Below are 23370 nucleotides of genomic sequence, written 5' to 3'. Positions count from 1 at the left end.
AATTAATCAATAGTGACTGACAAATCAAGAAGGCCGTCTACTTTCATTTTCTTGTAATACAAATAAGAAAAATCTAGAGAGGGAGAGTAAGATAGATGATGAGAATAAGAAAATATGACCAAACTCATCATCTCTTTGGTGTTGCTTATGAGCTTGCTCATATATAGTGCTATAAAAGAAACAACCAATAACAAGCTAGGAGCAAATCATGTCAAACGGTCGTATTTTACACACCATGCTACGCGTGGGTGATCTAGACAAGTCTATCGAGTTCTACACCAATGTAATGGGCATGCAGCTATTACGTAAGAACGAAAACAAAGAGTACGAATACACACTGGCTTTCGTTGGCTTTGGCGACGAATCTCAAGGCGCAGTGATTGAGCTGACTTACAACTGGGGCACCACGGAATACGATCTTGGCTCTGCTTTTGGTCACGTTGCTATCGGTGTTGATGACATCTACACAACGTGTGATGCGATTAAAGCAGCTGGCGGCAACGTAACGCGAGAAGCGGGTCCGGTTAAAGGCGGCTCTACACACATTGCGTTCGTTAAAGATCCTGATGGCTACATGATTGAGCTGATTCAGAACAAACAAGCAAGCGCAGGTCTAGAAGGTTAATTCCTTAACCTCTTTGAGAAGTTGAGTTTGAACGCCTGATGAAATAAAAAAGAAGCGAGCACTATGCTCGCTTCTTTTTTATCACTCTCCCCATAATCGATATGCTTCACCAATTATTCTTAACAATCTCATTGATGAAACTTTACATGATAATAATTATTATTTAAATTAACCACCTATTGATTAATGAGGTAATACAATGATTAGCGAATGGGAAAAACACACGTTACTTGCCGATACTGCATTGCAGCTCGACGATCCTGTACGAAGTATTCTTCATTATCAGCAGGCTTTGAACTTAAGTGAAGAAATTACAGAACGCACCGATATTCAAGCCGATGAGCGGTTACTGATCTCGGTGATTTCTTGCCACAATCTTGCTCAATTCTGGCGTTGGGCTGGCGACACTGAATACGAGCTCAAGTATCTTCAACTGGCTTCCGAAAAGGTACTCACACTGATCCCTCAGTGCCCTAATACTCAATGTTCAAGCTTTATCGATTCTATTGGTTGCTGTAAGAAAGCGCTGATCGATTTCATGAAACGCCACCCAAACCCTAAAATTGCCTCTATGGTGGAGAAGATCGATACCGCGACCAACTGTGAAATGATCGCCCGCTTCCGCTTGAACTAAACAAGTTACGTCCAAACAACGACTCCAAATCTAAAACATAAAAAAGCCCGTCATCAAGACGGGCTTTGTCATTTCAAAACAAGCTATTGTTTAGCTTAAACCTGTGTACGACCTAAAGAGATCACAACACGTCGGTTCTTGTCTTTACCAATTGGCGAGTTATTGTCTGCAATCGGACGACGCTTACCATAGCCTTGTACTTGAATACGATCTTCTGGCAAGCCTAGAGATTTGAAGTACTCTCTTAACGATTCCGCTCTGCGCTCTGAAAGGTTTTGGCTAATCCCTTTGCTGTCGACAGAGTCGGTGTACGTTGCCACCAGCACAAGGTCGATGTCTTGATTATAGCGAACGTAATCAGCAATCTGGCTCAGCCTTTTACGCGACGATTTATTCAGCTGATCGCTGTTGCGGTCGTAATGCAAAATAGTGAAAGAGATATCTTCAAAGCTGTAAGGCAGCAGATTAGCAACACAGTCACTGAACACATTGTATTTTTCTTGGAATAGCACTGACGACAACGACACTTCGATACGTTGATCTCGGCTCTGCCACTCTTGGTAGCTGAATGTCGGATAACGCCCTTTCTCCAACTCACTCAAGATGCCCCAAGCTGTTTGACCACCGACATAGCCATCAAATTGTTGGAAGAACTTAATGGTTGTCATGCGATCAGCACTTTCACCCGGACGCCAAGGTGGCGGCATCGAAATCAAGCTGACATTACGCGTAGCACCCATTGGGCGACGCATTTTAAGCTCAAAGTCCAAAATGATTTTTTTACTCGCGCGAGATGAGAACTCAGCATCACCAAAGTTTGGAATTGGGTGAACCAAGCGACATTCTAGTGGCGTGTTGGCCACCATCTCCCATGTCGACTGTTGAGGAGATGCTCCGTAACGCTTTTCTTGTGCCATGACCGATGACGACACAAGTAGCGAAAATAGCATTGAACCTGTTATGAGTTGTTTCTTCATAAAGTGGAGTATCTCTTAAGCAATTCGTTTAACAATGCAGCCAATTGCCGCATTTTTCTCTCACGTTTAAATATGCAATTATCAAGCCGTAATGGGTTAGGTAATTTATGATTTATTGCCCTTCCCTAGTTTTTATCACTGCTATTATCTGCAATAATGCAGCCTTAATCACACTTATTTGGGCTAACATGACTGTAGAAAACGAAGCTCTGACCCTAAAAAAACGCTTTCGCGGCTATTTTCCAGTGGTCATCGACGTGGAAACCGCAGGGTTTAACGCTGAAACCGATGCATTATTAGAAATCTGTGCCATTACATTAAAAATGGATGAGAACGGAGATCTGCACCCTGCATCAACGCTTCATTTTCACATTGAGCCTTTTGAAGGCGCAAATATAGAGCAGGCAGCATTAGACTTTAACGGAATTAAAGACCCATTTAGCCCATTACGTGGTGCTGTGTCGGAACAAGAAGCCCTTAAAGAAATCTACAAGCTAGTGAGAAAAGAACAAAAAGCTTCAGATTGCAGTCGCGCAATCATGGTTGCTCACAACGCTACATTCGATTTGAACTTCGTTAATGCGGCAAGTGAGCGCTGTAAGCTTAAACGCGTCCCTTTCCATCCATTTGCTACTTTTGACACTGCAGCTCTTAGTGGTCTTGCCTACGGTCAAACCGTTTTGGCTAAAGCTTGCCGCACTGCAGGGATGGAATTTGACAACAAAGAAGCACACTCTGCTTTGTATGATACGCAAAAAACCACAGAGTTATTTTGCGGCATTGTAAACAAATGGAAAGCCCTTGGTGGTTGGCCTCTTGTTGACGAAGAATAAAAAATAGAGTCGGTAAACGTTTTTTCGTATTGCCTTCATAAAAAACACAACATCCCGAGAATAATATGAATCCTGTTGTAATTTCAGTTTGCATCATGCTTGTTTTAGCTTTGATGCGTGTAAACGTAGTCGTTGCTCTGACGTTCAGTGCAATTATCGGTGGCGTAGCCTCTGGTATGAGCTTGAACGACGCAGTCGCGGCTTTCGAAAGTGGATTAGGCGGCGGTGCAACGATTGCACTTAGCTACGCTATGCTTGGTACATTCGCTGTAGCTATCTCACGTTCTGGTATCACAGATCTCCTTGCTCAAAGTGTTATCAAACGCATTCACGGCAAAGAGAACAGTGCAGCATCGACTGGTCTTAAATACGGCATGCTTGCGTCGTTGATCTTAGTGACCATGTCTTCGCAAAACGTGATTCCGGTACATATCGCCTTCATCCCAATCTTAATCCCACCTCTACTAGGCGTATTCGCAAAAATGAACCTAGACCGTCGTCTAGTTGCGTGTGTGCTGACTTTTGGTCTGATTACACCTTACATGGTGTTACCGATTGGTTTTGGTGGCATCTTCCTAAACAACATCCTGCTTAAAAACCTTCACGACAATGGTCTTGAAAACGTTGTAGCAAGCCAAGTACCTATGGCAATGTTGTTACCAGCAGCAGGCATGATCTTCGGTCTCCTTACTGCAGTATTCTTTACTTACCGTAAGCCTCGCCAATACAAAGAAACCTCTCACACTGTTGTTTCAACAGAAGTGAAAGAGATCAACAAGAAGCACATCTTAGTTGCAGCGGCGGGTATCGTAGCTGCGCTAACAGTTCAACTGTCGACGGGCTCTATGATCATCGGTGCTCTAGCGGGTTTCATGGTATTTACCTTCGGTGGCGTCATTGCTTGGAAAGAGACACAAGATGTCTTCACCAAGGGCGTTCACATGATGGCAATGATCGGTTTCATCATGATTGCAGCGGCAGGTTTCGCTGCAGTTATGAAGCAAACAGGTGGCGTTGAATCTCTGGTTGAAGCACTTTCAACAAGCATCGGCGACAACAAGCCTCTAGCAGCACTGCTTATGCTCATCGTTGGTCTATTAGTAACAATGGGGATCGGTTCTTCGTTCTCTACGATTCCGATCCTTGCTACCATCTACGTTCCACTAGCAGCAGCATTTGGCTTCTCGCCTATGGCAACAATCGCTCTAGTAGGTACAGCTGCAGCACTTGGTGATGCGGGCTCTCCGGCTTCTGACTCAACATTAGGTCCAACGTCTGGTCTAAATGCTGATGGTCAACACGAGCACGTATGGGAAACCGTAGTTCCAACATTCCTGCACTACAACATCCCACTGATCGTATTCGGTTGGATTGCAGCCATGGTTCTGTAATTAGGTTTGTAGTTAAAGAGCCCTACACTCACTTTTATAAAGACCGCCTCGTGCGGTCTTTTTTGTCTCTGAGATTCATTCTACTCTTCCTTCCGCTCACTCTCATTGAACTAGCGACACCAAACAAAAAAGGCTTACTCTGATGAGTAAGCCTTAGAAATCATTGCGAATACAGATGACTCTCGCTGAATTACGCAGCGGGAGCATTACTCACTAAAATTTCGCGAATAGACTTAAGCGTCGCTTCCGTTGAATGATAATCCAATTCAACTTCACTAAAGATGCCGTTCACTTCAAGCATTAAGGTCGGGTAAGAAAATACACCCATCGCTTCTTTAAAGCCTAGCTGGTCATCTAACTCACTTTCCAATAACTTGCTAGAAAGGTCATTTTCAAACTGTTGAACATTCATACCTAGCTCTTCAGCCAACTGCAAATGTGTGTCTTGGCTATGTGGCAACATCGCACGAAGGTAGTAAGCATGTTGAATCGCTTCAAGCATCGCTTCGTAGTGGTCTTGAAAACCTGCAGCAATCACGGCACGGCACGCAGGGTAAGTACTGCGAACAGGTTGGCACTCTGTCCAAAAATCATGGTTAAACTCAGTACCCAACTTAGCTTCGATCTGCTTCCAAATCGCTTGCAGCTTGCCTTTCATCTCTTCTGACATTGGCTCATCAGAATCCGGGGCCAAACCACCCACTACATAGTTAAACTCAATGCTCGCAGGCAATTGTTGTTTCAATAACTCAAGTGTTGGCTTGTAACCCCAACACCAGCTGCACATTGGATCATGCACATAATGAAGTTTTACGTTCATTGTTCATTCCTTATCGAGTCAATGATTCGATCAATTCAAACAAAAAAGGAGCCTGATTAAGGCCCCTCATTTTAACTATTCAGCGCAAAGGCTAGAACTTATTCAGCGTCATCGCCAGCAACTTTAGCCGCTGCTTCTTTGATGATTGGCTGAAGTTCGCCTTTTTGGAACATCTCAAGAATGATGTCACAACCACCGATTAGCTCACCTTCAACCCAAAGTTGTGGGAAAGTTGGCCACTGTGCGTAAGCAGGAAGCTCTGCACGGATATCAGGGTTTTGTAGGATATCTACGTAAGCAAATTTTTCGCCACATGCCATTAGAGCTTGAGACGCTTGAGAAGAGAAACCACAGCTAGGTAGCTTAGGAGAACCTTTCATGTACAGTAGAATAGTGTTTTCTTCAATTTGCTGTTTGATTTTATCGATAGTTTCCATTGCTTCCTCGTTAATGGATTACGGCTTTTATTGCCTTTATTCTACCCCAAACTAAAAGAATAAAAACCATATAAAAAAAGCGGTTAACAAGCTAAGCTAACAATTCACACAAAAGTAATGAAATAAGCTTTTAATAAAGTAAAAACTTGCTAAACTATATCGCAAGTCAGCAAATTGACCATGGTTGGCAGTATAGCGAGCCATGAATAATAATATCACTGGAAGCAATCGAAAGAGTTAACTCTTTCATATCAATGGAGAATTGAGCAATGGCATTTGAACTACCGGCTCTTCCTTACGCGAAAGACGCGCTAGAACCACACATCTCAGCAGAAACGCTAGATTTCCACCACGGTAAGCACCACAACACTTACGTTGTTAAGCTAAACGGCCTTATCCCAGGTACTGAGTTTGAAGGCAAAACACTAGAAGAGATCGTTAAGACTTCTACTGGTGGTGTTTTCAATAACGCTGCTCAAATCTGGAACCACACGTTCTACTGGCACTGTCTTGCTCCTAAAGCGGGCGGCGAACCAACTGGCGCTGTTGCAGAAGCTATCAACGCTGCATTCGGTTCTTTCGAAGAATTCAAAGCGAAATTCACTGATTCAGCAATCAACAACTTCGGTTCTTCTTGGACTTGGTTAGTTAAGAAAGCTGACGGTTCTCTAGACATCGTTAACACTTCTAACGCTGCTACTCCTCTAACAGAAGAAGGTGTTACTCCACTTCTAACTGTTGACCTATGGGAACACGCTTACTACATCGATTTCCGCAATGTTCGCCCTGACTACATGGCTGCATTCTGGAACCTAGTAAACTGGTCTTTCGTAGAAGAGAACCTAGCTAAGTAATTATTGCTTACGCTGCGCTATTTATAGCGAGTTATCTATTGAAAGCTCATGCCTCGGCGTGAGCTTTTTTGTATCTGTCGTGTTCCACAAAATCTAAACATTTCGTAATAAACCCGCCAATAGCGCTTATTTCTCGAACTATTGATAGCCTTCTTCCCAACCCTACATAAATTCTCTATTTGCCTGTAATTAAACACTAAAGTTTGCCGACTCCATGCCGTTAAAGGTGTATCCAATGAGAGGCGACATGCAAATACATACTTTAGACAAACCAGGAATCATCAACGAACTGAAGTTCGGCATCGGGATCAGCCAAGCGGTTGAGCAAGGTCGCCGTGCAGATTTCGCGTTGCTGTTATCTATGTTTTCTAATGATGTCCGTGATTGCACGCCAATTGACACCATTGAAATCACAGAGACAAATGAAGATCGCCTGCGCAAACAATTTGGCATAGCAGAACCTCAACAACTGCGTTCAAACCAGTCTTCATATGAGATTTCAGCTCAGCAATCTAATCATTTTCATCAAGCTAGCCTTGCCAGCGCCAAGCTCAGCCATTACTTGAAACCTGAAGCGCTTGCCTTCATGCCTGAAGATACAGCCGACTTACCCGAAGAGGTTTACCAAAACCTTTCTGGTCATGACCGACGCAAACTCGCAAACAAGCATTTACCTGATTTGCCACATGCCACGCTCTACAATGAGCTAACCACCGCGCAACGTCAGTATCAAATTCAAGCTCAAGTATAGCGGTCGCCTACCTTTCCCTTTTTCGCTGTCTATCCATAGCTCTTCTTCGACTAACTCGCACACTTCAAAGTATTCACACGAGTGATACGAACCACTAGCCTTAGGCAACCTAAAAACACCTGATGTCGGTTACCGCTTGAAGTTACTACAAAATGTGACGTGCCACTAACTTCATAAAAACTTATTAATTGGCACACCTTAGTTTGAACCAATTCACACCCGTTGTATAAATTTTAACCCATCCTTATCCGACATGGACGATTTGTTTAGGTACTGGGATGGAAATAAAAAGCTCAATCATATTGGTGACATCTGCCGGCTCGCGACTGGGGGGGGCGATTGCGAACCACTTTGTTAACCTTGGAGCCACCGTCATCCTTTGTGATAAAGACACGGAAGCACTTAAAGCGACGTATCTACAGTGTGCCCGGTTTTCTGACTCTGTTTACCACTACACGCTCAAAGGCAATGACAGCCAAGCGATTCTCAGCGTATATGATTTTATTCAAACCACCTTCAACACGACACCCGATGTGCTGGTCAATAACTGGATAAGCTCCCCAATGCCTAGCCTAATTGGCGATCAGCCTGTGAGCAGCTTTATTAATGATCTCTCATCGATGGCATCGACCCTGTTCGCATTTGGGCAAATCAGTGCTGAGAGATTGCGAGAGGAAGATAAGGAAGGCGTGATTGTGAATGTGATATCTCATGATGACTTTCACGATGTGTCTGGCTTAGAGAGCGCAAACTCAATGATCACTGGCTTTACCCATAGTTGGGCGAAAGAGCTGACTCCCTTTGGCATTCGAGTCGGTGGCGTTGTTCCCGCCGTTCATAACTCCGATGGCAAGCTCAACCGATGTCACTGGGCGCAGCTGCAAGACGAGCTGACCAGAACAACCGAATACATTGTCTCGAATGACTACTTCAGTGGGCGAGTTGTCGCGGCAGAGGTTTAACTCCCTATTCCAATTGAACATGACTGGCTCAGCTCATATTAAGTAGCAGAGCTATTGCCTCTCAATCCGTTTTACAAACGAACCAAACATAAAAAAAGCCCCAGTCTCTCGACTGGGGCTTTCATCTTTTCCCGATAGATAAGTATCGTGCTAGCGAAAACTTATCTCAAAACTAATGCTTACTTATTATGCGTTAGCTTTTTCTTTTTTAGCTTTTGGCGCTTTCGCTTCAGCTGGCTTTTGGTCTGCTTTCTTAAGGATAACTGTAGTACCTTCGAAAGTTTCGCCTTCAACGTATGGTTGGCCGAAGTAAGAAGTTGTTAGAACTTCTTTTAGCTCAGTGATTAGAGGGTAACGTGGGTTAGCACCTGTACACTGGTCATCGAACGCTTCAACAGCTAGCTCGTCTAGTTTAGCGATGAAGTCAGACTCGTTAACACCCGCAGCTTGGATAGATAGTGGGATGTCTAGGTCAACTTTAAGCTCTTCTAACCAAGTCAGTAGACGTTCAATCTTCTGAGCTGTACGGTCACCAGCTTGGCTTAGGCCTAGGTGGTCAGCAACTTCAGCGTAACGACGACGTGCTTGTGGACGGTCGTACTGAGAGAATGCAGTCTGCTTAGTTGGGTTATCGTTCGCGTTGTAACGTACAACGTTTGAGATAAGTAGTGCGTTAGCAAGACCGTGTGGTAGGTGGAACTCAGCACCAATTTTGTGAGCCATTGAGTGACACACACCTAGGAATGCGTTCGCAAATGCTACACCAGCGATAGTTGCTGCGTTGTGTACTTTCTCACGAGCTATTGGGTCAGCCGCACCATTTTTGTAGCTTGATGGTAGGTATTCTTTAAGCATCTTAAGAGCTTGAAGAGCTTGACCGTCTGAGTACTCGTTCGCTAGAACAGATACGTAAGCTTCAAGAGCGTGAGTTACTGCATCGTAACCACCGAACGCTGTTAGAGACTTAGGCATGTTCATTACTAGGTTCGCATCAACGATAGCCATGTTTGGCGTGATTTCGTAATCAGCTAGTGGGTATTTAGCACCAGTCTTGTCGTCAGTAACAACAGCGAATGGAGTAACCTCTGAACCTGTACCTGAAGTTGTAGTGATACATACAAGCTCAGCTTTTTGACCCATTTTAGGGAACTTGTAGATACGTTTACGGATGTCCATAAAGCGCATTGCTAGTTCTTCGAAGTGAGTTTCTGGGTGCTCGTACATAACCCACATGATCTTAGCAGCATCCATTGGAGAACCGCCACCTAGAGCAAGGATTACGTCAGGTTGGAAGCTCTTCATTGCTTCAGCGCCTTTCTCAACAACAGATAGCGTTGGATCCGCTTCAACGTCGAAGAAAGTTTGAACTTCGATGCCTTGTGCTTTAAGCAAGCTAACTACGTCATCTGCGTAACCGTTGTTGAATAGGAAACGGTCAGTTACTAGGAATGCGCGTTTCTTACCTTCTAGGTCGCTCATTGCGATTGGAAGGCTACCACGACGGAAGTAGATAGACTTAGGTAGTTTGTGCCACAACATGTTTTCAGCTCGCTTCGCTACAGTTTTCTTGTTGATAAGGTGCTTAGGACCTACGTTCTCAGAGATAGAGTTACCACCCCATGAACCACAACCTAGAGTTAGAGAAGGTGCAACGTTGAAGTTGTACAGGTCACCGATACCACCGTGAGTAGTCGGGATGTTGATTAGGATACGAGCAGTCTTCATCTTGTCACCGAAGTAACGGATGCGGTCTGCGTTAGTATCTTGGTTAGTGTAAAGACCAGATGTGTGACCGATACCACCGATTTCAACCATAGTTACCGCTTGAGCAACTGCGTCTTCGAAGTCATCTGCGCGGAATAGACCTAGAGTTGGAGATAGTTTCTCGTGAGCGAATTCGTCATCGTAAGAAACTTTACCAAGACCTTCACCTACAAGTACTTTTGTATCAGCAGGAACTTTAACACCAGCCATTTCAGCGATTGCTGGAGCAGGTTGACCTACGATTTTAGCGTTTAGGTTGCCGTCGATAAGCAGAACTTTACGTACTTTATCAGCGTCAGCTTTAGATAGAACGTGAGCTTTGTGAGAAGCGAAACGCTCTTTAACTTCGTCATATACTTCGCTAACTACGATTGCAGCTTGCTCAGAAGCACATACTACACCGTTATCGAAAGTCTTAGACATAAGGATAGATGCTACAGCACGTTTGATGTCAGCTGTTTCATCGATAACGACAGGAACGTTACCAGCACCAACACCGATAGCAGGCTTACCAGAAGAGTATGCTGCTTTAACCATGCCTGGACCACCAGTAGCAAGGATAAGTGCGATACCGTCGTGCTTCATAAGCGCGTTAGAAAGCTCTACAGATGGTTGGTCGATCCAACCGATGATGTCTCTTGGAGCACCAGCTGCAACAGCTGCGTCTAGAACTAGTTTCGCTGCGTCGTTAGTTGAGTTCTTTGCACGTGGGTGTGGCGAGAAGATGATGCCGTTACGTGTCTTAAGAGAAATTAGAGATTTGAAGATTGCTGTAGAAGTTGGGTTCGTTGTTGGAACGATACCACAGATGATACCTACAGGCTCAGCGATAGTCATTGTGCCTAGGTTGTCATCTTCTTCTAAGATGCCACATGTTTTTTCGTCTTTGTATTTGTTGTAGATAAATTCAGATGCAAAGTGGTTTTTGATAACCTTATCTTCAACAATACCCATTCCAGATTCAGCAACTGCTTGTTGAGCAAGTGGAATACGAGCGTGGTTAGCAGCAAGAGAAGCTGCGCGGAAGATTGCGTCTACTTTCTCTTGAGAGAATGTTGCAAACTCTTCTTGTGCTGCTTTAACGCGAGCTACTAGAGCATCAAGTTCCGCTAAGTTAGTTACAGGCATGGTGGATCTCCTAAAATAATAAATATTAAAAACTTTTTATTAAATTCGCTGCTTGCCGTTAACCTTAAACACCAGCGTTCTTAGTAAATTGCTTTCAGGGCTGAGTATATTATTTCACTGTGTGAAAAAAATTGACCCAGATCAGTTACCCAAAAAGAATTAACCAGAAAGTAGTAAGGCAATCGCAAAAATGAACTTAAGAGCATGATTTATATAGATTAAACTCACACTTTTCGTTCGCGCAAAAAACAAGCAAACAGACAACTTTTTTCTACATAGCGTAATAAACTGTAAAAAAGTTTCATTTTTAGTCCGTTAAATTACATGTATACAGCTATATTCGTGCTACTGAGAGTATATCCATAGCGTTGTACGGGCTAGATTCTGACATAATTTTTATTAATTTCGTGCGTCGGTTAACAGTTACTCAATAATAAATTACAAAATGAAACACTACCAACTAGCTTGCAACAGGCTTAAAACAAAAGTGAGATTCAATTAGTTTTTCTAAAAAGAATCACCCATTTCAAGTTAGTTTTTTTCATTCGCGTAAATTGAGTTTGTCCCTTACATTACGCGCCTAAACTATTCACAGATCAACCCTTCAACCTTAAGTACGCTAACTGGAGATCGCTCTCATGCAAGGCTTAGAACTCGCAATTTTTATGCAATTCTTCCTTGGGCTTGTTGCTGCCGTAAACCCAATCGGCATCATGCCTGTTTTTGTTTCTCTTACTGCTCATATGCCGCCAGAAGAGAGGAACAGGACAGCCTTACAAGCAAATATTGCTGTTGCCGTGATCTTGATTATGTCACTTGTTGCAGGGCAAATGCTGCTTGATATGTTTAGCATCTCGTTGGATTCATTCCGCGTTGCTGGTGGCTTACTGTTATTGAGCATCGCATTTTCGATGATGAGCGGTAAGCTCGGTGAAGATAAGCAGAACAAACAAGAGAAGTCTGAATACATCAGCAAAGAGCAGATCGGCGTTGTTCCACTTGCTATGCCGCTAATGGCAGGCCCAGGTGCAATCAGCTCGACCATTGTTTATGGTTCTCGCTACCCTGCTGCTATTGATACGGTCGGCATCGGCATTAGCATCATCGCATTCGCAACGTGCTCTTGGCTTTTGTTCCGTTCAGCGCCGGTTATCGTTCGCTTTTTAGGTCAAACGGGTATCAACGTGATCACTCGTATCATGGGTCTGATTCTTGGCGCATTGGGCATCGAGTTCATCGCCAATGGCCTACGTAATCTGTTCCCAGGCTTGGCATAACGTTTAACAACATTTCGGTTGCTCTATAAAGGGCAACAATATTGAAATATAGATGAGGCGAGTAAAGCAATTGGGCTTTCACTCGCCTCGTTATTATGAAGCTTGTATAATGACTGTTAATGCATTTAACAGAAGACGAACCTCTCCTTATGTCACGCAAGCCACTCAAGCATCATTTGTACGTCATTATCTTTGGTACTCACACGCCAGCCGGACGTGCATTTGATATAACTCTGATCGTTGCAATCTTGGCTTCGCTGTTGGTTCTGATCTTAGAATCCATCCCTAATGTGATGACCGAATGGTCACAACAGCTGCGTTATATCGAATACACCTTCACTGCACTCTTCACTCTTGAGTATTTGTTAAGGCTCTATTGCTCCCCAAAGCCAAAATCTTACGCCACCAGTTTTTATGGTGTCGTTGACCTATTGGCGATTCTTCCGACCTACCTAGCAATCATCTTCCCAGGCGCTTCATTTATGGGTGTGGTGAGACTGCTGCGTGTGATGCGTATCTTCCGAATTCTAAAGCTGGTTCGCTACCTGCAAGATTCGAATATTCTGTTGCGCTCACTATTAATGGCACGACGAAAGATACTGATCTTCTTTAGCACCGTCGGCATCTTGGTGGTTATCTTTGGCGCCTTGATCTTTGTTATTGAAGGTCCTGACAATGGCTTCACCAGTATTCCTCACAGTATCTATTGGGCCATCGTGACTATCACTACGGTAGGTTATGGTGACATGGTGCCGCAGACCGCGCTTGGTAAAGCCATAGCATCACTGACCATGCTATTGGGTTACTCTATCTTAGCGGTGCCAACCGGGATCATTACTGCAGAACTCAGTAATGAGATGAACTCGCACAAAGAGTTAGTTAAGTGTCCTAACTGCAACCGAGCGGGCCATGATTCGGACGCGATGTATTGCAAGCACTGTGCTAGCGAATTAGCAGATCCAGACAAGCGGGTCGTCACCGACGAGACCGAATAAAAACCAAAAAAAGAGCTCCTAAGAGCTCTTTTTGTTTTGTTAACTATCTAACTAAAGCAACTAACAGCCATCTGTGAAAACTTCCACTTGGTAGCCATCATTTACTTCCATTGCAGCCGTGTATTTCACATAGCATTGGGTCTTCTCGATAGCGGTATTGAAGTCATTAGGAAGAACGTCCGACAAATATTCCGATCGGGTAATCAGCCACAGGTCAGGGTCGGTCACAGGCCCATTATTATGCGCTGCCCATGTCCATTCAGTCGTCAGGTCATGAAACCCTGAATCAATCGCTAAAAAGTTCTCCATTCCCCCTTTTTCAACCGCGGGGTAACCAAACTTCACTCGCCCGTACTCAGGAATCAAATATGATTCTTGGTCTTCCATACCTTCTACTGCGGCTTTTTCAAATGCCAAATCAGCCGCAGTATGGACCGATGCTCCTAGCCCTTCCATAACCGAAGCCCTAGCGTCATGTTGTATGTTTAAAAACCTAGGTGCTGCAACAACCGCTAAAACACCAATAATGACGATAACAACAATCAACTCGATAAGAGTAAAACCTTTAAGGTTTGCTTCATTTTCTAGCTCCAACTTTAAGACGCACGAAAGGTAAGGTTTTAAAGTCAGGCTTCTGTCATCAGAAACAAAAAAAGCGCCCTAAGGCGCTTCTTCGTTAATTATTCTCAAAAATGAAGCAGTTACGCTTTCTCAGCAAGGATAATGCGTAGAGTACGACGTAGTGGTTCTGCAGCACCCCAAAGTAGTTGGTCACCAACCGTGAAGGCGTTTAGGAAGTCGTTACCCATCGACATCTTACGCAGACGACCTACAGGTACAGACATTGTGCCTGTTACTTTCGCTGGTGTTAGCTCCTGTGCCGTGATGTCGCGGTCATTAGGAATCACTTTAACCCAATCATTGTGCGTTGCGATGATCTCTTCGATCTCGTCCATTGGCACGTCTTGCTTAAGCTTGATCGTTAGTGCTTGAGCGTGACAACGCATTGCACCGATTCGTACACAAGTACCATCAATTGGGATTGGCTGACCATCTAGACCAAGAATCTTGTTCGCTTCAACACCGGCTTTCCACTCTTCTTTACTCTGACCGTTTTCACGCTTCACATCGATCCAAGGAATCAGTGAGCCCGCAAGCGGAGCACCAAATTGGTCTGTTGGGAATGAAGATGAACGAATCGTATCAGCCACTTTCTTATCGATATCAAGAATTGAACTTGAAGGGTTTGCTAACTCAGAACTTACGCTGTCGTTGATCACACCCATTTGTGAGATCAGCTCACGCATGTTCTTAGCACCCGCACCCGAAGCTGCTTGATAAGTCATGGCACTCATCCACTCAACCATGCCTTTCTCGTATAGGCCACCTAGAGCCATAAGCATTAAGCTCACAGTACAGTTACCGCCAACGAACGTGTTGGTGCCACTGTGAATGCCTTGCTGAATTTGAGCCAAGTTAACAGGATCAAGAGTGATGATTGAATCAGCGTCCATACGCAGAGTAGAAGCTGCATCAATCCAGTAACCTTTCCAACCTGCTTGACGCAGTGCTGGGTATACTTTTGATGTGTAATCGCCGCCTTGACAGGTAATCACAGCATCAAGCTGTTTTAGGCTATCAATATCAAAAGCGTCTTGAAGTAGACCCGCATCTTTACCACCTAGAACAGGGGCAGGAATACCAATCTGAGATGTGCTGTAATAAACAGGCTCAATCAAGTCGAAGTCTTTCTCTTCAACCATACGTTGCATCAGTACAGAACCAACCATACCGCGCCAACCAACTAGACCTACTCTCATCGCTCACTCTCCATGTATAAATTAAAAATTGCTCTCCCCCATCTATAAGTTTTTCAGAAACAGAACTCAAGCGCTTTTTGTCAAAAAGTGTAACTTTTTCGTTTCTTTTAAGTGAACGTAATGAATCGTGCAGTTATCCCTGTATCGACATTCCATCTTCACCTCATTGATTAAGCGCCCATTATCGTCAAATTCAAACATTTACATCGCCAAAATCGATTCAATCGACGCTCATCACAAACAGTAAATCCCTCTTTTAAACCAAGGTTAATCAGAGTTTTATTTTACAAAACGAAAATAACGTGCGACAGATTTCAACATGTAACCATCATGAATTTAACAAAATTTTAGATTATGAAACCACAATTGATTGAGTTAACAGTCAAATATCACAACTTAGACGTATTTTTTCGATATAATAAACTAATTACTGTAGTGTCCATTTTGCACCACACACTATAACGAAGCACTATAAATGCTCGAAATCACAAGAGGCTTTTATGAAGCAGAGTAAAACTCGCCTACCGAACCTATTGCAGGTATTCATCGCGTTAGGACTATTTCTATCCCTTGCTTTTTCCTTTACTGCAAAGCTTGACCTTCCAATTCAACTTGCCTTGTATATTGGCTGGTTCATTATCATGGTTCTTGGTATTCGTCTTGGACACCAATACAAAGACTTAGAAAAAGCAGCACTCAAAGGAATATCCAATGGCTTAGGCGCAGTTTTAATACTTTTAGCCGTTGGCGCTCTTGTTGGTACTTGGATCTCAGGCGGGATCGTACCTACTATCATTTACTATGGTCTGAAAGCTATCCACCCTTCTATCTTCCTTTTAGCGACCATGATCATCTGTTCTCTAACTGCATTGGCGACCGGTACTTCTTGGGGTGCTGCGGGTACAGCAGGTATCGCGATGATGGGTATCGGCCAAGGTCTAGGTGTTCCAGCACCGATTACTGCAGGTGCCGTGCTGTCAGGTTGTTACTTCGGTGACAAGATGTCTCCGCTTTCTGATTCAGTGATTCTGGCTTCTTCAATGTCTGGTGTTGAAGTGGTTGAACACATCAAGGGCATGCTTCCAGTTGCGTTAATCAGCTACGTGATTACAGGCATCATGTTTACTGCGTTTGGTTTCCACTACGCGGGCAACGTTGACATGAGCCAAGTAGACTCTGTAATCAAAGCAATGGAAGTTCAGTTCTACATCACGCCTTACTCATTCGTTCCGGTACTTATCGTGCTTGGTCTGTTGGCTTTCCGTATGCCTTCATTCCCGGTCATCAGTTTTGGTTCTCTGCTGGGTATTATCTGGGCAGTCATGATCCAAGATATCGACTTCCTAACGGCATTCAACACGGCTTGGGCACCGTTCTCAATCTCATCTGGCGTAGAGTTTATTGATTCGATTCTTAACCGTGGCGGCATGTCTTCAATGCTGGGTTCAGTTGCGGTTATCGTATTTGGTCTAGGTTTTGGTGGCTTACTGGATAAAGTGGGCGTACTAGAGACAATCGCTAAGGTGTTTGAGCGCCGCGTAAACAGCGCAGGTTCACTAGCGACTAGCACAATTGGTACGGCTTTCATGGGTAACGTATTCGGTTCTGCAATGTACGTATCGTTAATCCTTACACCAAAAATCTGTGCGAAAAACTACGACCGTTTAGGCTACAAACGTAAGAACCTATCGCGTAATGCTGAGTTTGGTGGCACGTTAACGTCGGGTATGGTTCCGTGGAGTGATAACGGTATCTACATGGCGAGTATTCTTGGTGTTGCGACGCTGTCTTACGCACCGTTCATGTGGTTAAGCTTCATCTGTATCATCGTGACTATCGTGACATCTTACATGGGTTGGTTCGTTGATAAGTGTGAACCAACAGCACCAGCGTTTGAAGCTGAAGAAGCAACAGAGTTAAGCAAGCAACAAGCTTAAGTTCAGGAGCTAACGCTTTCGAACATAACTCAAAACGTTAATGGTTAAATGCAAAAAGAGCGCCCTAGGGCGCTCTTTTTTGATCTGCTGATTTACTTATTTGTTGGCGGTTCGTTTACCCAACCAGTAACCGATACCTAACGGAGCAAAGAACACCACTAAGATAAACAGGATGAAGTAGATAATCACACCTTTGATTAACTCCATCAGTTTATCAATCGCAAGTACCACCACCTCTTGAGAGACGCGATCAAGGTCTTGTGTGAACAGTTCTCTCTCTGAAGTCACAATACCCGCAATCTCGATGCGCTCTTTCGCAATCATCTCTACAAGTGCTTCTCTCTCACGTGTCACCATTTTTTCTAAAGCCACACGTTCATCGCTCAACATCGCCAGTTTTTGGTCTGTTTTGTCACTAAGATCATTGAGCAATGGCTGCATTTCTGTCGACATAATAGAGGCTAGCGTTTGCATGTATTCTGGGTTGTTCTCAATAAAGTCTTGCATGCTTGCTGATGTTTGACGAAGGCTTTCTAGCGTCATCGATAGGTCTTCACCCGTTAGCGAGCTATTCAATGCAACCAACTCAGCTTTCCACGTCATCAGTTTCGGTGTCTGGTCAGCCATAAGGCTTAAACGATCAGATGCGTCACTCATTGCTTCTGGCATGGTGCCTAAGCTCTGGACGATTTGCGACTCGTCTTTACCAAGGTAATTTAGCCATTCACGGTAAGCAGGTGTGCTTCTGAATGTGAGGTCTTTAAATGGGTGGCTAGCAGAAAACTGCGCAACGAACGCTTTGCTGTTTTTGAAATCACTCGAACTCAATACACCCTTTGCCAGCTTCTCGGCTTCTTGATCAAGAAAACGAGCGGTCTCTACTGCATCATCCGTCGCGAACAGATCCGCGCCGTCGCCTTGGCTATAAAACTGATTCATTTGGGCAGTGAAAACCCACGAGTCAATTAACGCAGACATAGGGGAAGTTTGGTAAGCCGCTTGTTGTAAGCCCTGCTCTGCATAGATCTTCCAAAGCAACACATAAGATTGATGTAAGGTGTCATCAGCAGGGTAAGATTGCGCGATGAGATCGGCCGAGTCTTCTACTCGTGTAAAAAACATCTTGGCGTATTCACGCGTCATGAGCCGAGCATTTAACTCTTGTTGAGTGAGAGGCGTCGTTTGACTATCTAACTTAACTTCTAAGAGAGAACAACCACTTAGCACAATGCTAAGCACCAACACCATCCAACTTCGACTCGAAACTCGTAACATATAAACCTCTGACAAAGACTAGGGGCGCTGATTGTATGAGCGCTTCGTCAGAGTATTGTCAAAAACCCTGTAAAAGTTAACGCTGACTGTCTAAATATTCATGAGCAGAATCCACAGAGGCTTTTATAGCCTGCTCTAGTTCAGCTAAATCATGTTCACTGATCGCTCTGGACTGCTTCATTGTCATTTCAATGGTTGCGGCAATGATGGCTAACCGAGACGCTTTAATACTGCCAGCCACGCCTTTTAAGCTATGTACAATGCGAGCCGCGGAGGTTTCATCTTTGGTCAACAAAGACTTAAACTTCTCGTAGTCACCTGCGTGGTCTTGTACAAACACACCAAGCAAGAGTTCGACAGACTCAGCATCACCATCGAGCGTTTCTAACATGTCTTCGATATCAATCGCAGGCTTTGAATCTGTGACACTGGCAACGTGTTTCTCTACTACTGGCGCCTGTTCAGGGACTTGCTGAATAGAGTATTGCGGTACAACGGGTTGGCTTGTAACGTTAACGCTCTGCGGAGGTTGAGAGTCGGAAGACTGGCGCGTTGGCCTGTTCTCGGATACATAAGCGTCACTATCTGCTTGTTTCACTGCTGAGGAAACAACATCGCTATAAGAAGCGTCTTCCTTACTTGAATTAATTTCTAGTTCAGAGCTGAGTTCTTGGTCTGCTTCTTTCATCGTTTTTGTGGACCTAACGCCCCAAAACACTATCCCGCTCATCGCCACCAAGCTTAAGCCTAGCATCACCAACAATAGGTTGAATTGACGATCATGGAACTCAGCTTCGAGTTTTATGATCTGTTCATTTACTGAGTTTTTCTTAATCTTATCAACCAAATAGTTAAGCTGAGCGTAATCACTCAACAATGCTGACGCATCAGCCAGTAGTTGTTGGAGTGCATCTTGTTCTTCGGTTTCTAATGAATAAGATTTTTCTAGAATGGAATCAAAGGCTCGATAAGTCGCTGACGAACTTTGATTGTCAGAGTACATTGCTTCAAATACCACAACTCCGAATTCATTTAATAGTGGCTTTAGCTTAGGGGAAAGCTCTTTATCAGCACGCAACATCTTAATGTTATCAACAATGTCTTGAACTTGGCTTTCGATCGGAATGAACTCATCGAACTTTTCTAGGAACTGATCGGCTACGTACAACAGTTGGTTCACATCAGGACGAAACAAGGCGTGTTGGAAATCAGATTCAATCTGCAGTCGGATCGAATAAACTAACTGAGCGTCGAGTGCGAGATCATTGATACGAGAGACTCGAAGCGGTTCTGAGAAATAGAGCGATTGCCTCAATTCGTTGACTCGAATACCGAGCTCTTCGATTTGAGCAAGAGAATTGGTGTAGGAACGGCTTAGATTAAGAAGAGCCAATGAAGGAAGTAGCCACAGAGCCAAGAGCACAACCAAGAAGGTCGCTGGTTTTTTAAAGCGTTTGGGCTTTGCTACTGATTGTTCCATCTATATTCCTTGTGCGTGTTAACTTGAAGCCATGACACTTACTAAAAGATTGAGCACAAAATAAGCGACAACATCCTGCTGCCGCTTTTATCCGTTAACTTCGGACTATGACTTATTGCGAGTCAGTTGGTCACGTAAGTTCGGTGGAGTGCCTTTAATCGTAAGCGTGTCTGTCTCCGGATCGTAAAAGATACGTTCGCCTAGAAGCAGACTATCAAAACTAACATTCAAACCGCCACCAGCACCAACAAATTTTGTTAGTTTACGCATAGTTGCGCGATCGGCTGGGAAGCTGTCTTCTAACTCGTAGCCTTGCTCACTAGTATAGTCAAAGAAGCTTGTGCCATCTGTGCTTGCTGGCAACTCACCAGAAAGTTCACGAACTTGTACTTCATCGCCCGCTTTAAGCTGCTCGTTACAGTAATCCGCAACCTGCTTTTTGTAGCTGATCGCTTCTTCTTTCTCTAATTTAGAGTCAGAAACGAAGTCTTCTACCGCTTGCATCAGTACTTGGTTCTGCTGTTTCGCATCCAAACCAACTTCAGCTTGTAAGAAATCTAAAAAGAAATCCGCGACTTTACGGCCAACACGTCCTTTAATGTAAGTTAAGTAACGGTTTGACTCTTTATCAGTCTCATAAGTTGAAAGGTCTAGACGAGCCGCGATATCCATTTTTGAGATATCAAGGTAGTCAGTCGCACTAATATCAAGCCCTTCTGTTACCTTTAGGCTTTGGTTTGAAGGCAATAAACCAATGAAAAGGTAATCTGTTGCAAGTGACTGATATTCAGCCATTACCAAGATACCTTCGTCAGCGAATGGATACTTTGATAGTTCGTCTTTTAGACGTTGCGCACTCTTTTGAGAAAAATCGTAAAAGTTTGTCTCACCAGCACGAAGTTGATGCAACCACTGCTGGAATTCGCTGTCAGATTTGAAAGAACCAAACCCTTTGCCTGCTTTTGAATTAAAAACACGGTGAAGTTCAGCAACTAGGCTTTCAGATGAAGCATCGTTTTCTAGAGATTCAGCACGATAGTTAACAATCAGCTCATCCTGATCGTTCTTACTCAGCTGGTGTAAAATTACGTTGGAAAGGTGAAGGCTCATAGTGAAAATATTACCGTTCAGGTTTCAGTTGTCGTGCATAGTAGGTTATCATAAGCCGCTTTTACTATCATTATTAGAGTCCTTATGCCGATTATATCTAAATACACAGATGATCAAGTTGAAAAAATCCTAGCTGAAGTAGGTGCTGTACTATCTAAGCACAAAGCTTCGCCAGAACTTTCACTGATGATCGCTGGAAATATCGCAACCAATGTCTTAAATCAGAATGTTGCTGCTTCACAACGCAAAGGAATTGCTGAAAAATTTGCCGAGGCTTTAATTTCTTCTCTTGAAGATAAAAAGTCTCACTAAATTTGATTGACGGATAAAAGAATTATAAATGGTAGACAGCGCAAACTCATATAGCGATCGTGTATCTCGACTAGTTGGTTGGGGTCACTGGTTTGCATTTTTCAACATCATTGCTGCGATGTTGATTGGTACTCGTTATATTACTCAATCTGCTTGGCCAGAAACCTTGCTAGGTCAATTTTATTTGGCTGCATCGTGGGTTGGTCATTTTGGCTTTTTAGTGTTCGCGCTCTATCTATTAGTGCTGTTCCCGCTCACTTTTATTCTTCCGTCGAGGAAGTTATTACGTTTGGTTGCGGTTTGTTTTGCGACCATAGGTTTAACTGTCCTACTGATTGATACCCAAACGTATCAAAATATAAACCTCCACCTGACGCCTGTCGTGTGGGAGGTTTTATTCAGTGGAGAGGAATCTGCATTCACGTCTGATTTGCAGCACCTCTTTATTGTTATGCCATTTATCTTCTTATTACAGCTTGGTCTGTCTGAATGGGTTTGGCGTAAGCAGCGTAAACTATCTCATAAACACATTGGCCGTCCAATTACTGCCGTCTTCTTCTTGTGTTTCATCAGCAGCCACTTGACCTACATGTGGGCTGATGCGTATTTCTATAACCCAATTACTAGCCAGAAAGCGAACTTCCCACTGTCTTACCCAATGACAGCGAAAAGCTTTATGGAAAAACATGGCCTATTAGATCGTGAAGAGTACCTTGAGCGTTTAGAAGCGAACAAAGAGAACGTAAACCTAGTTAGCTATCCGCTAGAAAAAATTCAATACAACCGCCGCAGTGATGATCTTAATATCCTGATGGTGAGTGTGAACAACCTTCGCGCTGACGCACTAAATGCGACAGCGATGCCAAACAGCTATGCTTACGCACAACAGTCGATCAACTTCACCAACCACTACAGTTCAAGTAACGATATGTTTGGTATTTTCGGCTTGTTCTACGGCCTGCCGAGCAGCTACGCAAGCAGCATCGAAGCTCAAGGGTCAAGCGCAGTACTGTTGGATGTATTAGATAATCACGATTATAAGTTTGCTGCTTTCAGCGGCGACAACTTTAGCGATACACTTTACTCGGATATTATCTTCCGAGGCCGTGATGTTATGCCACAGCAAGCAACTTATGATGACCAGAGTGCAATCAAAGCTTGGTCTGATTGGATTCAATCACCACAAGCTAAACGCCCTTGGTTTAACTTTATTGAACTGACTACACTGGATAACTTCGCCAGCTACGATTCAAGTTCAGAGTCGGACTCAACGTTAACAACAGCAGAACGTTTTGCTGCAGATTATCAAAAGTCGGCGACAGCGGCCGATGCTCAGCTAGCAACTATCTACGCTGAACTGGAACGCTTAGAGCTTGCCGATAACACGGTGGTTATCATTACCTCTAACCACGGTACTGAGTTTAACGAAACCAAAACCAACAGCTGGGGTGCAAACTCCAACTACAGTCGTTATCAGTTACAAGTACCACTGTTTATCAGCTGGCCTGGCAAGTCTGCTTCTGAATACACCCACCGTTCTAGTCATCTAGACGTGTCAGTAACACTGATGCAAGAGCTATTGGGTGTATCTTCGAACCCAACAGATTTCAGTAGTGGTCGCAGCCTGTTTAATGAACGTAACAGAAAGTGGATTCTCGCGGGCGACTCTCGTGAACTTGCTCTTGTTACTGACCAGCAAACAACGGTGTTGGATAAATTTGGTAACTACAAATTGTACGACCAAAATTACAAGCGCCTGAAAAACGTAAGCCCTCGCTTACCTGTGTTGATGCAAGGCCTGACAGAGCTACAGCGTTTCTACACAAAAAATGACTAAATAATCAGCAAACAGCAAAGGGAAGCCAATGGCTTCCCTTTTTTATTGCCGTGAATGATTAGAAAACAAGCAACAAAACAAAATTATGAAAATTAAGGGTTTACAAGATCCTCCACCCCTTATATTATTCACGCCACTGGAGGGATGGCTG

The 23370-nt window shown here is 43.9% G+C and carries 21 protein-coding genes; 12 read left to right on the top strand and 9 right to left on the bottom strand.

Features of this window, described 5'->3' with window-relative positions; all coding sequences use genetic code 11:
* Window positions 1–208: 208 nt before the first annotated feature.
* Window positions 209–625, top strand: a complete 417-nt coding sequence (gloA, locus tag AB4307_RS13030) for a lactoylglutathione lyase (protein ID WP_004734046.1) — start codon at window positions 209–211, stop codon at window positions 623–625.
* 199 nt (window positions 626–824) lie between these two features.
* Window positions 825–1259: a DUF2753 domain-containing protein gene (locus AB4307_RS13025; protein ID WP_004734047.1), complete on the top strand. Its 435-nt coding sequence runs from the start codon at window positions 825–827 to the stop codon at window positions 1257–1259.
* Between the two features lie 95 nt (window positions 1260–1354).
* On the opposite strand, the gene motY is transcribed toward AB4307_RS13025, so the two are convergent.
* The gene (gene motY, locus AB4307_RS13020; protein ID WP_017063457.1) at window positions 1355–2236 is read right to left on the bottom strand and encodes a flagellar protein MotY; all 882 of its coding nucleotides are present in this window, start codon (window positions 2234–2236) and stop codon (window positions 1355–1357) included.
* Window positions 2237–2424: 188 nt separating this feature from the next.
* Between motY and rnt the strand changes: the two genes are divergently transcribed.
* Window positions 2425–3069 carry a ribonuclease T gene (rnt, locus tag AB4307_RS13015; protein ID WP_017061178.1) on the top strand — a complete coding sequence of 215 codons (645 nt, stop codon included), beginning with the start codon at window positions 2425–2427 and terminating at the stop codon, window positions 3067–3069.
* 65 nt (window positions 3070–3134) lie between these two features.
* Entirely contained in the window at window positions 3135–4460 is a 1326-nt protein-coding gene (locus tag AB4307_RS13010; protein ID WP_029235135.1) for a Na+/H+ antiporter family protein, read from the top strand.
* Between the two features lie 190 nt (window positions 4461–4650).
* On the opposite strand, the gene AB4307_RS13005 is transcribed toward AB4307_RS13010, so the two are convergent.
* Together AB4307_RS13005 and AB4307_RS13000 are read right to left on the bottom strand one after the other, a co-directional pair.
* Window positions 4651–5280 (bottom strand): DsbA family protein, encoded by a 630-nt coding sequence (locus AB4307_RS13005; RefSeq protein WP_017061180.1) that lies wholly within the window; start codon window positions 5278–5280, stop codon window positions 4651–4653.
* Window positions 5281–5378: 98 nt separating this feature from the next.
* Window positions 5379–5717, bottom strand: a complete 339-nt coding sequence (locus tag AB4307_RS13000; protein ID WP_004741702.1) for a Grx4 family monothiol glutaredoxin — start codon at window positions 5715–5717, stop codon at window positions 5379–5381.
* 269 nt (window positions 5718–5986) lie between these two features.
* Between AB4307_RS13000 and sodB the strand changes: the two genes are divergently transcribed.
* From sodB to AB4307_RS12985, 3 genes are all read left to right on the top strand, one after another.
* Complete coding sequence (gene sodB, locus AB4307_RS12995) at window positions 5987–6571, top strand: superoxide dismutase [Fe] (protein WP_004734050.1); 585 nt, start codon at window positions 5987–5989, stop codon at window positions 6569–6571.
* Between the two features lie 247 nt (window positions 6572–6818).
* Window positions 6819–7322: a VC2046/SO_2500 family protein gene (locus AB4307_RS12990; protein WP_276605597.1), complete on the top strand. Its 504-nt coding sequence runs from the start codon at window positions 6819–6821 to the stop codon at window positions 7320–7322.
* A gap of 278 nt (window positions 7323–7600) precedes the next feature.
* Window positions 7601–8284 carry an SDR family oxidoreductase gene (locus AB4307_RS12985; RefSeq protein WP_017061182.1) on the top strand — a complete coding sequence of 228 codons (684 nt, stop codon included), beginning with the start codon at window positions 7601–7603 and terminating at the stop codon, window positions 8282–8284.
* Window positions 8285–8470: 186 nt separating this feature from the next.
* On the opposite strand, the gene adhE is transcribed toward AB4307_RS12985, so the two are convergent.
* Window positions 8471–11176 (bottom strand): bifunctional acetaldehyde-CoA/alcohol dehydrogenase, encoded by a 2706-nt coding sequence (gene adhE / locus AB4307_RS12980; protein WP_017061183.1) that lies wholly within the window; start codon window positions 11174–11176, stop codon window positions 8471–8473.
* A gap of 638 nt (window positions 11177–11814) precedes the next feature.
* Between adhE and AB4307_RS12975 the strand changes: the two genes are divergently transcribed.
* Window positions 11815–12453, top strand: a complete 639-nt coding sequence (locus tag AB4307_RS12975) for a YchE family NAAT transporter (protein WP_017061184.1) — start codon at window positions 11815–11817, stop codon at window positions 12451–12453.
* A gap of 149 nt (window positions 12454–12602) precedes the next feature.
* Window positions 12603–13448: an ion transporter gene (locus AB4307_RS12970; RefSeq protein WP_050651638.1), complete on the top strand. Its 846-nt coding sequence runs from the start codon at window positions 12603–12605 to the stop codon at window positions 13446–13448.
* A gap of 60 nt (window positions 13449–13508) precedes the next feature.
* Here the strand turns inward: AB4307_RS12970 and AB4307_RS12965 are convergent, their stop codons facing one another.
* Entirely contained in the window at window positions 13509–14042 is a 534-nt protein-coding gene (locus AB4307_RS12965; protein ID WP_372132040.1) for a prepilin-type N-terminal cleavage/methylation domain-containing protein, read from the bottom strand.
* A 107-nt stretch (window positions 14043–14149) separates the two neighbouring features.
* Window positions 14150–15268, bottom strand: a complete 1119-nt coding sequence (asd, locus tag AB4307_RS12960; RefSeq protein ID WP_017629874.1) for an aspartate-semialdehyde dehydrogenase — start codon at window positions 15266–15268, stop codon at window positions 14150–14152.
* A 500-nt stretch (window positions 15269–15768) separates the two neighbouring features.
* On the opposite strand from asd, the gene nhaC reads away from it, so the two are divergent.
* On the top strand, window positions 15769–17205 hold the full coding sequence (gene nhaC / locus AB4307_RS12955; protein ID WP_017063453.1) for a Na+/H+ antiporter NhaC: 1437 nt from the start codon (window positions 15769–15771) through the stop codon (window positions 17203–17205).
* Window positions 17206–17301: 96 nt separating this feature from the next.
* Here nhaC and AB4307_RS12950 read toward each other — a convergent pair whose 3' ends face one another.
* The 3 genes from AB4307_RS12950 to yejK form a co-directional block, all read right to left on the bottom strand.
* A complete protein-coding gene (locus tag AB4307_RS12950) occupies window positions 17302–18480 on the bottom strand; it encodes a chemotaxis protein (protein ID WP_372132038.1) in 1179 nt (392 codons plus the stop codon).
* A 76-nt stretch (window positions 18481–18556) separates the two neighbouring features.
* A complete protein-coding gene (locus AB4307_RS12945) occupies window positions 18557–19960 on the bottom strand; it encodes an Hpt domain-containing protein (protein ID WP_372132036.1) in 1404 nt (467 codons plus the stop codon).
* A 105-nt stretch (window positions 19961–20065) separates the two neighbouring features.
* Window positions 20066–21070 (bottom strand): nucleoid-associated protein YejK, encoded by a 1005-nt coding sequence (gene yejK / locus AB4307_RS12940; protein WP_017061190.1) that lies wholly within the window; start codon window positions 21068–21070, stop codon window positions 20066–20068.
* A gap of 84 nt (window positions 21071–21154) precedes the next feature.
* On the opposite strand from yejK, the gene AB4307_RS12935 reads away from it, so the two are divergent.
* Window positions 21155–21382, top strand: a complete 228-nt coding sequence (locus AB4307_RS12935) for a YejL family protein (RefSeq protein WP_017068253.1) — start codon at window positions 21155–21157, stop codon at window positions 21380–21382.
* A gap of 28 nt (window positions 21383–21410) precedes the next feature.
* On the top strand, window positions 21411–23219 hold the full coding sequence (locus AB4307_RS12930; protein ID WP_372132034.1) for a DUF3413 domain-containing protein: 1809 nt from the start codon (window positions 21411–21413) through the stop codon (window positions 23217–23219).
* Window positions 23220–23370: the final 151 nt, after the last annotated feature.

Origin of the sequence: Vibrio sp. 10N.261.52.C2, from assembly GCF_041471425.1 — a bacterium.
Classification (GTDB): domain Bacteria; phylum Pseudomonadota; class Gammaproteobacteria; order Enterobacterales; family Vibrionaceae; genus Vibrio; species Vibrio crassostreae_C.
This window is presented reverse-complemented; position numbering and strand designations above follow the sequence as displayed.